Here is a 9466-nt window from a genome sequence, read left to right on the forward strand (position 1 = left end):
CGGCAGCACAAAAAAATAACTCGCGATGGCGAGGTATTTTTTTGGGGGGTGCTTCGCGTCGATCCCTGAAGCGCTTTTCTCCGGGAGACGGCGCGCATCGTCAACAACGATGCATGACATCGCCCGTGCCGTGCTCGCGCGGGCAAGCTGTGCCGCCGTCAGCCAGCAGCATTCAGTCGCGCGACGCGCGACGCAGGATGCGCTGCAGGTAGGCGTCGGTATCGGGCGGCGTGTTTGTCCGCTGCGCTTCCCAGATTGTCTCGCCGAGGCATTCCATGATCACGTGCTGCGCCTCGTGCGTCGAGTCGAGCCGCGCGGCGAGCTTGTCATGCGCCGCGCGGATGCCGGGCGGCTGGTCGATCGACAGCTGTTCGCTGATCGCGAGATGCATCGACAGGTGCAGAAACGGATTCGTGCGGCCTTCCTCGGGCGTGTACTCGCGCGTGGCGGCGCCGTCGGCGTCCGCGAGATCGTCGTGGTATTCGGGGTGCTCGACGATCCAGTCCGCCGCGATTGCCTCCAGCGGGGTCAGGATTTCACCCGCGCGCTGCTTGCGCCAGGTCTCGATGAAAAAGCGACGCACTTCGTCGCGGCTGGGATTGAACATGGTGGGAACCGTCGTGATCCGGCTTGGGGGGCATGCCGTGTCGCGCATTGTACGCCGGCGCGGCGGCCGCTGCTGGCGCGGTGCGGACGCTCGGGAAAGCGCCAGTTATGCCGCACGCGGGGCCGCCGATAAACTCGGACGATTTCCGTCATTCCTCTGCCGCTCATTTGTTTCGTCATGACTACCTTTGCCCGCTCGTCGTCCGGCGCCCTGCAGGGCGTGTTCTATGTCGCGCTGTCCGCCGCCGCATTCGGCGGGATGGCGATCTTCGGCCGCTATGCCTATGCAGGCGGCGTCGACGTGCTGGGCCTGTTGATCGTGCGTTTCGCGATCGGCGCTGCGGTGCTCGGTGCGATCGCCGTGCGCCGCGGCGTGGCGTGGCCGCGTCCACGCGCGCTCGCACCGCTGGTCGCGATGGGTGCGCTCGGCTATGTAGGGCAGTCGTTTTGCTATTTCAGCGCACTCCAGCACGCGCAGGCGAGCCTCGTCGCACTATTGCTGTACCTGTATCCCGCATTCGTCACGTTGCTGGCCGCATGGTGGCTGGGCGAGCGGCTCACGCGCGTGAAGATCGTCGCGCTCGTGCTGTGTGTCGCGGGCTCGGCGCTGATGGTCGGCGGCGGTCATGGCGAGCCGCTCGGCATCGGGCTCGCGCTGGCCGCCGCGGTGATCTATTCGCTGTACATCGTCGCGGGGACGAAGGCGACGCGCGGGATCGATCCGCTCGCGACGACCGCGGTCATCTGCATGTCGGCAACCGGGATGTTGCTGCTGATCGCGCTCGCGCGCACGGCGTCCGGCTCGCCGCCGCACTGGCCGGTCACGGCAGGCGGCTGGGCGGCGATGCTGGCGATCGCGCTGGTCTCGACGGTCGCCGCGATGCTCGCGTTCTTCGCGGGGCTCGCGCGGCTGGGGGCGGCACGCACGTCGATGCTGTCGACGCTCGAACCGGTCGTGACCGTCGCGTTGGCCGCCATGTTGTTCGGCGAAGCGTTGACACCGATGCAGTGGGCGGGCGGCGTGGCGATTCTTGCCGCGGTGCTGGCGCTCGTCCGCGCGGGCGGCGCGGCGGCCGACGACGCGACCGCGACGTCCAACGCGTAAGCAAAGCGCAAACCGCAAACCGCGCTTACGCGTGCCGGCTCACTCGATCGGCGCGGGTGTCTTCGGTTTGTATTCGCACAGCGGCTCGATCGCGCAGTGCCAGCATTCGGGCTTGCGCGCCTTGCAGACATAGCGTCCGAGCAAAATCAGCCAGTGATGGGCGTCGTGCACGAATTCCTTCGGCGTGAATTTCTCGAGTGCGGCCTCGACCGCCTTCACGTCCTTGCCGGGTGCGAGCCCGGTGCGGTTCGCGACGCGGAAGATATGCGTGTCGACCGCGATCGTCGGATGCCCGAACGCCGTATTCAGCACCACGTTGGCGGTCTTGCGGCCCACGCCCGGCAGGCTTTCGAGTGCTTCGCGGCTGGCCGGCACTTCGCCGCCGAAACGCTCGAGCAGGAGCCTGCACGTCGCGACCACGTTCTTCGCCTTCGTCCGGTACAGGCCGATCGTCTTGATGTACCCGGCGACGCCTTCCTCGCCGAGCGCGATAATCTGCTGCGGCGTATTCGCGACCGGGAACATCCGGCGCATGGCCTTGTTGACCGACACGTCGGTCGCCTGTGCGGACAGCATGACCGCGATCAGCAGTTCGAACGGCGTCGAGTATTCGAGTTCGGTCGTCGGAGTCGGATTCAGGCTTTGCAGTGTTTCGAAGATCGCGCGTCGTTTGCTGGCGTTCATGGTTGTTTCGTGTCGGGCGAGCCGGACGTGCCGTCGTCGTTCGAGGACGGATTGTCGCCGGCTTCCTGCGCCTGTTTTTCCTGTTCGGCAAGCCGCTTGCGGCGCGCTTCGGCCGCGTCGATCTGCGCCTGGACGGCGTCGCTCACGCCTTCGGTGTTCTTCGGTGCATCGCCCTGTGCGGCGAGCGCTTCCTTTTTCTTGCGCGCGCGTTCGAGTGCGGCGGCAATGATCGCGCGCTTCCTCGCCTCGGCGTCCGTCGCCGTATCGACCGGTGCGCCGGGCTGTTCGGCCGATTGCCCGGCCGGCTGCGCGGGGGCGGCCGCCGTGCTCGCGGTGCGCCGCGCGGCCGCGCGCGCCTCGGCCGCTTCGCGTTCGCGGCGCTGGCGCGCGAGCCGGCGGTCGTGGCGTTCGCGTGCGTCGTCGGCCTGTTGTTGTGTCCAGGCGTCCCAGCCGGTGCGTTCGCCCGTTACCGGGATCATCGCGATGCAATCGACCGGGCAGGGCGGCACGCACAGGTCGCAGCCGGTGCACAGCGACTCGATGACCGTATGCATCTGCTTGGGCGCGCCGGCGATCGCATCGACCGGGCACGCCTGCATGCACAGCGTGCAGCCGATGCAGAGCTGCTCGTCGATGAATGCGACGCGGCGCGGGCGTTCCTCGCCATTGATCGGGTTGATCGGGATGACGGGCCTGCCGAGCAGGCGCGCGAGGCGTGCGACGCCCTCGGCGCCGCCGGGCGGACACTGGTTGTAATTGGCCTCGCCGGCGGCGACCGCCTCGGCGTACGGGCGGCAGCCGTCATAGCCGCACTTCGTGCATTGCGTCTGGGGAAGCAGATCTTCGATGCGATCCGCGAGTGTCTTGGAGTCGGTCACGGTGACAACGGGCGCCGGTGCGCCGAATGTCTCGCGGCCGCACGCGAGGCGCGGCCGGACGAGTTTGGCAAAACTGAATTATCGCCGATTTCCCGCATTGCGCTGGACGTCGACTGTGCGCATAATCGAAGCGCTTTTTTGCAGGGGCGCAGCAGGAGGGACGCCGCGTGCGGCGTGCCCGTTCCAGTGTCGCCAGCGCCAATGCGGTGGGGCGACGATCCGGATCAAGCGGCTCATACAGCAAAACGCCACCATGAATCAGCCAAAAATCAAAAGAGATCCCGAAGGCACGCGTCGCCGCATCCTGATGGCCGCAGCCGAAGAATTCGCGAACGGGGGATTGTTCGGCGCCCGCGTCGACCAGATCGCGCGCCGGGCGGAGACCAACGAGCGCATGCTCTATTACTACTTCGGCAGCAAGGAGCAGCTGTTCACCGCCGTGCTCGAACACGCGTTCTCCGCACTGACCGAAGCCGAGCGCGTGCTCGAGCTGGACGGCGTCGCGCCGGTCGAGGCGGTGACGCGGCTCGCGCATTTCGTCTGGGACTATTACCGCGATCACCCGGAACTGCTGCGGCTCATCAACAACGAGAACCTGCACGAGGCGCGCTACCTGCACAAGTCGACGCGGATCCGCGAGATGATCTCGCCGATCGTCGCCATGCTCGGCAACGTGCTCACGCGCGGCCAGAAGGCCGGGCTCTTTCGCAACGACGTCGATCCGCTGCGCCTTTACGTGACCTTGTCCGGGCTCGGCTACTACATCGTGTCGAACCGCTTCACGCTGGCCGCGACGCTCGGCCGCGACTTCAGCGCCGAGGACGAGCGCGCTGAAATGGTCAGGATGAACACCGAGGTATTGCTCGCCTATCTGCTGCGGCGCTGAGCGTCGTACGCCGCATGAACGAACGCCGCCGTGCGCGGGCACGGCGGCGTGAATGAGATGATCGGCTCGATCCCCACTCAGCGGACTACGCTGGGTGGGGATCGTTCTTTTGCGATGTGCGGGTCAGGCCGCCTTGCGGTTGCGTGCCGGCTTCGCCCGCTTGCCGGCGCGTTTCGCGGCGGGCGCTGCGGCCGGCGCGTTCGCGGGTGCGCGTTTCGCGGAAACGGTCTTCGAGGGCGCGGCCTGCGGGTGCGCAGCCGGTACCGCCGCGAGCGGCGTGGCCGCCGGCACGTCCGGGTGATCCTGCGTCGCACTGGGCTTCGGCATGTGCTCGCGGATGAAGTCGCGCAATTGCGGATAAATGATCGTGCGCCAGCGGCGCCCGGAGAAGATCCCGTAGTGACCGCACTTTTCCGCCGTCAGGCTGCGGCGCTGGCTTGGCGGGATGCCGGTGCACAGCTCGTGTGCGACGTGCGTCTGGCCGCAGCCGGAGATGTCGTCGAGTTCGCCTTCGATCGTCATCAGCGCGGTGTGCCGGATGTCCTGCGGGCGCACGCGTTCGCCGCCGATCTCCCATGTGCCTTCGGCGAGACGGAATTCCTGGAACACGATGCGGATCGTCTCGAGGTAATACTCGGCGGCCATGTCGAGCACCGCGTTGTATTCGTCATAGAAATTGCGGTGCGCCTCGGCGTCGTCTTCGTCGCCGCGCAGCAGGCTCTGATAGAAGTCCCAATGCGACTGCGCATGCCGCTCCGGATTCATCGCGACGAAGCCCGCGTGCTGAAGAAAGCCCGGGTAGACCTGGCGGCCTTCGCCCGGGTAGTTCGCCGGCACGGTGTGGATCACGTTGTTCTCGAACCAGGCGATCGAATGCTGCGTCGCCAGCGAGTTCACCGACGTCGGGCTGCGGCGCGCGTCGATCGGACCGCCCATCATCGTCATCGTGAGCGGGGTGTCCTCGCCGCGGCTTGCCATCAGCGAGATCGCCGCGAGCACCGGTACCGTCGGCTGGCATACCGAGATCACGTGCAGGTTGCGCGCGCCGATATGGCGGATGAATTCCTGGATGTACGCAACGTAGTCGTGCAAATGGAACGGGCCGGCCTCGACCGGCACCATCCGTGCGTCGATCCAGTCGGTGATGTAGACCTTGTGATCCTGCAGCAGCGTGCGCACGGTGTCGCGCAGCAGCGTCGAGTGGTGTCCGGACAGCGGCGCGCAGACCAGCACGACCGGCTCGTCCTTCATCCGGCCGACGGCTTCGGCGTCATCCGCGTAACGCTTGAAGCGCAGCAGCCGGCAGAACGGCTTCTCGACGATCGTCTGCTCGACGACGGGAATGTTGCGGCCGTCCCGGACGATCTGGTGGATGTTGAATTCGGGTTTCTCGTAGTCCTTGCCGAGCCGGTACAGCAGTTCGTACGCGGCGGCCATGCGCGTCGCGCCGGGCATCAGCGAAAACGGGCTGGACGGATTTGCGAACGATTTCGATGCGGCCTGGGCCCAGGCCGTGAGCGGGCTGAGCATCGCCCGTTGGAATTCGTGCAGTTGGTAAAGCATGCAGGCTCCCGCTGGGAGAACGGCGCGCGACCGTGGCGGCGTATGTCGCGGCGTGCCGTGTGGGTCGGCGACCGGCCGTAGCGCCCCGCAGCCGGTCAATCGCAGTCGATCATATCGAACTACGATACGTGCCGCAATGCAGCATTTCCCTGATTTTTCATGAATTTTTTGCGATTTGACGTTTTCTGAAGAACATCGCGATACGCGGTTTCAGCGCCCGGTCGCGGTGGCGGGCTCAGGCTGGCCGGCCGCGTGCGCCATGGCGTCTTCATGGTGAATCAGGTTCATCGCGGTATGCACCAGCGCGACATGCGAGAACGCCTGCGGGAAATTGCCGACGAGCCGGCCCGCGACCGGATCGTATTCCTCGGCGAGCAGCCCGAGATCGTTCGACAGCGACAGCAGCCGGGCGAACAGCCGGTGCGCGTCGTCGATGCGGCCGAGCAGCGCATAGTTGTCGACGAGCCAGAAGCTGCAAGCGAGAAACGTGCCTTCGCCGGGCGGCAGGCCGTCGTCGTAGTCGGTCGTGCGGTAGCGCAACACCAGTCCGTCGTGCAGCAATTCCCGCTCGATCGCTTCGACCGTGCCGATGGTTCGCGGATCCGACGGCGGCAGGAAGCCGAGTTGCGGCATCAGCAGCACGCTCGCATCGAGCTCTTCGCTGCCGTAGCTCTGCGTGAAGGCCTGCTTGCGCTCGCTCCACGCGTGCTCGCAGACATCCGCGTGGATCCGGTCGCGCAGCGCGCGCCAGCGATCGAGTGCGCCGGGCAGCCGGAACATCTCGGCCGACTTGATCGCACGATCGAACGCGACCCACGCCATCACCTTCGAGAACGTGAAGTGACGGCGGCCGCCGCGTGTTTCCCAGATGCCTTCGTCCGGTTCCCGCCAGATCTTCTCGAGATGGTTGAGCAGCGTGCATTGCACCGACCACACCGTGTCGTCGGCCTGCAGGCCGCCGACACGCGCGAGATGCAGCGCCGCCATCACTTCGCCGAAAACGTCGAGCTGCAACTGGTGCGCGGCACCGTTGCCGATCCGCACCGGCTTCGCGCCCTGATAGCCGGGCAGCCAGTCGAGCTCCATTTCGGGCAGGCGGCGCTCGCCCGCGATTCCGTACATGATCTGGATCTGCTCGGGCGAGCCGGCCATCACGCGGCCGAGCCACGTGCGCCACGCGCGCGCCTCGTCGTAATAGCCGCCGCGCATCAGCGCCAGCAGCGTGATCGTCGCGTCGCGCAGCCAGCAGTAGCGGTAATCCCAGTTGCGGGTGCCGCCGAGCTGTTCCGGCAGCGACGTCGTCGGCGCCGCGACGATGCCGCCCGTCGGTTCATAGGCGAGCGCCTTCAGTGTGATCAGCGAGCGGCGTATCGCGGCCGCGTAGCGGCCCTGCACCTGGCAGCGGCCCGACCATTCGAACCAGTAGTTCTCGGTGCGCGCGAGCATCGACAGCGGATCGCGCGCGGGCGGCAGGCGCAGGTGCGACTGCGCGTAGCTGAGCGAGAACGGGATGCGCTCGTCCGCGCTCACCGTGAATTCGGCGAGCGTTTGCGGATGCTGGCGGGTGAGCGGCACGGGCGTGCGCAGCACGACGGTGTCCGGACCCGCGATCGCCTTCATGCCGGCCTCGCGCGGCAGCTCCGTGATCCACGGGATCGAGAAGCCGTAGTCGAAGCGCAATGCAAGTTCCATGCGCATCTTCATCGTGCCGTGCCGCCCGATGACGATCCGCACCAGCTCCGACCAGCCGTTGCCGGGCGGCATGAAGTCGACCACGGTGACGGCGCCGTCGGCACTCTCGTAATCGGTTTCGAGTATCAGCGTATCGCCGCGATAGCGGCGCGCCGTGTGCATGACGGCGGCATCGTCGGCCGGCGCGAGCAGCCAGCGGCCGTGCTCGGGCGTGCCGACGAGGGCCGCGAAGCAGGCGCCCGAATCGAAGCGGGGCCAGCACAGCCAGTCGACGGAGCCGTCTTTTGCGATCAGCGCGGCGGTATGGCCGTCGCCGACGAGGGCATAGTCTTCGATCAAGGCGGGCATGGGCGGCGATCCTTGGTTCGCGTTCACATTCCGGACAGCGGCGGCCGGGCTTCACGCCCGGGCATGCCGCCCCGTATACTCGGCCGGGCGGCGGAGCGCTGAACGGCCGGCGTTTCGTCACATATCAACACTTGAAGCGGCTCGATGCAAGGAGGATTCAATGCCCAACCGTTTACGCACCGGTCACGCGCGCGCTTCGACTCGCGGGTTCCCGATCGGGTTCGCCCACTGGATGAAAGGTTTCGCGATCGTGCTCTCGCTATCCGCAACGCATGCGTTTGCGCAGCCGTCCGGGCCGGCGCCGGCCGACGGCGTCTACAACCTGCTCGTCGGCACCTACACGGATGCCGGCAGCGACGGGATCTACGTGTATCGCTTCGACACGAAGACGGGCAGCGTCGCGCCGGTGTCGTCGGCGAAGACCGTCAATCCCTCGTATCTGTTGCCGAGCCGCGACGGTCGCACCGTCTACGCGGTCAACGAGTTGCCGGGCGACAACGGCCCGGCCGGCAAGCGCGGCGGCATCAGCGCGTTTCGGTTCGATGCGAAGACGGGCGCGCTGACGTTTCTCGACCGGGTGTCGTCGGAAGGCAACGATCCGTGCTATCTGAGCCTGTCGCCGGACGGCAGGTATCTCGTGACGGCGAACTATTCGGTTGCGTCGGATCCGGGCGGCAGCTTCGCGGTGTTTCCGCTGCGCGACGACGGGCAGGTCGGCAACGCGGTGCTGACCGTGCATCACGAAGGCACCGGGCCGGTGCAGGGGCGCCAGGACGGCGCACACGTGCACTCGACGGTGTTTTCGCCGGACGGGCGTTATCTGTTCGTGCAGGATCTCGGCGCGGACAAGCTGTATGCGTACCGCTACACGCCGGACGGCAGCCGCGGCCTGCTCGGGCCGACCGGGCGCCGCTATGCGGTCGCGAAGCCGGGCGCAGGGCCGCGTCATCTGGCATTCGGCGCGGACGGCCAGTACGCCTATGCGACCAACGAGCTCGATGCGACCGTGACGGTCTACCGGCATCGCGATGGCGAACTCACGCCGGTCGAGACGGTGCCGCTCGTCGCGCCGGGCTTTCACGGCAAGGTCGGCGCGGCCGCGATCCACCTGTCGCCGGACGGACGCTTCCTCTATGCGAGCAATCGCGGCGATGCGAACGAGATCGTCATCTTTGCGGTCGATGCGGCAAGCGGGCGGCTGTCGCTGGTCGGGCGCCAGTCCAGCCTCGGCCGCACGCCGCGCGAATTCCTGATCGATCCGAGCGGCAAATGGCTGATCGTCGGCAATCAGGATAGCGACACGTTCTACGTGTTCGGCCGCGATATCGCGACCGGCAAGCTCGATGCGAACCCGCGGAAGGTTGCGGTCGGCCGGCCGGTCGACTTCAAGCTCGTGCCGGCGCTGTAACATCCCGCGCGGTTCGGGGGCGGTAAACGCACGAAGGGCGCTGCCTAGCCAGCGCCCTTCGTGCTTGCCGCCTGCGTCGCTTATTCTGCGGCGGCAGGCACCAGCACTTCGCGGCTGCCGTTGATGCCCATCGACGACACCAGCCCGGCCGCCTCCATCTGTTCGACGAGGCGGGCGGCGCGGTTGTAGCCGATGCGCAGCTGCCGCTGCACCGACGAGATCGACGCGCGGCGCGTCCGCACGACGAACGCGACCGCCTCGTCGTACAGCGGATCCGCCTCGGCGTCCGGCGTTTC

Annotated in this window: 9 protein-coding genes; 3 read left to right on the forward strand and 6 right to left on the reverse strand. The window is 67.1% G+C overall.

Annotated features, from left to right (window positions below):
• Positions 1-172: 172 nt before the first annotated feature.
• Positions 173-607, reverse strand: a complete 435-nt coding sequence (locus KH616_RS16105; RefSeq protein WP_292248034.1) for a DUF1841 family protein — start codon at positions 605-607, stop codon at positions 173-175.
• A 177-nt stretch (positions 608-784) separates the two neighbouring features.
• Between KH616_RS16105 and KH616_RS16110 the strand changes: the two genes are divergently transcribed.
• A complete protein-coding gene (locus KH616_RS16110) occupies positions 785-1711 on the forward strand; it encodes a DMT family transporter (RefSeq protein ID WP_292248036.1) in 927 nt (308 codons plus the stop codon).
• Positions 1712-1750: 39 nt separating this feature from the next.
• Here the strand turns inward: KH616_RS16110 and nth are convergent, their stop codons facing one another.
• On the reverse strand, positions 1751-2395 hold the full coding sequence (gene nth, locus KH616_RS16115; protein ID WP_292248039.1) for an endonuclease III: 645 nt from the start codon (positions 2393-2395) through the stop codon (positions 1751-1753).
• Positions 2392-3273, reverse strand: a complete 882-nt coding sequence (gene rsxB / locus KH616_RS16120) for an electron transport complex subunit RsxB (protein ID WP_292248041.1) — start codon at positions 3271-3273, stop codon at positions 2392-2394. The genes nth and rsxB overlap by 4 nt, the downstream gene beginning before the upstream one ends.
• A 253-nt stretch (positions 3274-3526) precedes the next feature.
• On the opposite strand from rsxB, the gene KH616_RS16125 reads away from it, so the two are divergent.
• Positions 3527-4159: a TetR family transcriptional regulator gene (locus KH616_RS16125; RefSeq protein WP_292248042.1), complete on the forward strand. Its 633-nt coding sequence runs from the start codon at positions 3527-3529 to the stop codon at positions 4157-4159.
• A gap of 123 nt (positions 4160-4282) precedes the next feature.
• Here the strand turns inward: KH616_RS16125 and phaZ are convergent, their stop codons facing one another.
• Positions 4283-5722: a polyhydroxyalkanoate depolymerase gene (phaZ, locus tag KH616_RS16130; protein ID WP_292248045.1), complete on the reverse strand. Its 1440-nt coding sequence runs from the start codon at positions 5720-5722 to the stop codon at positions 4283-4285.
• Positions 5723-5932: 210 nt separating this feature from the next.
• Positions 5933-7762, reverse strand: coding sequence for a glycoside hydrolase family 15 protein (locus KH616_RS16135; RefSeq protein ID WP_292248048.1), 1830 nt, complete (start codon positions 7760-7762; stop codon positions 5933-5935).
• A gap of 232 nt (positions 7763-7994) precedes the next feature.
• On the opposite strand from KH616_RS16135, the gene KH616_RS16140 reads away from it, so the two are divergent.
• A complete protein-coding gene (locus tag KH616_RS16140; RefSeq protein WP_292248052.1) occupies positions 7995-9170 on the forward strand; it encodes a lactonase family protein in 1176 nt (391 codons plus the stop codon).
• Between the two features lie 80 nt (positions 9171-9250).
• Here the strand turns inward: KH616_RS16140 and KH616_RS16145 are convergent.
• Positions 9251-9466, reverse strand: a 216-nt coding sequence (locus tag KH616_RS16145) for a DNA translocase FtsK (RefSeq protein ID WP_292248051.1), incomplete at its 5' end; no start/stop codon positions are given.

It is taken from the genome of Burkholderia sp., assembly GCF_018375725.1.
Lineage (GTDB): Bacteria > Pseudomonadota > Gammaproteobacteria > Burkholderiales > Burkholderiaceae > Burkholderia.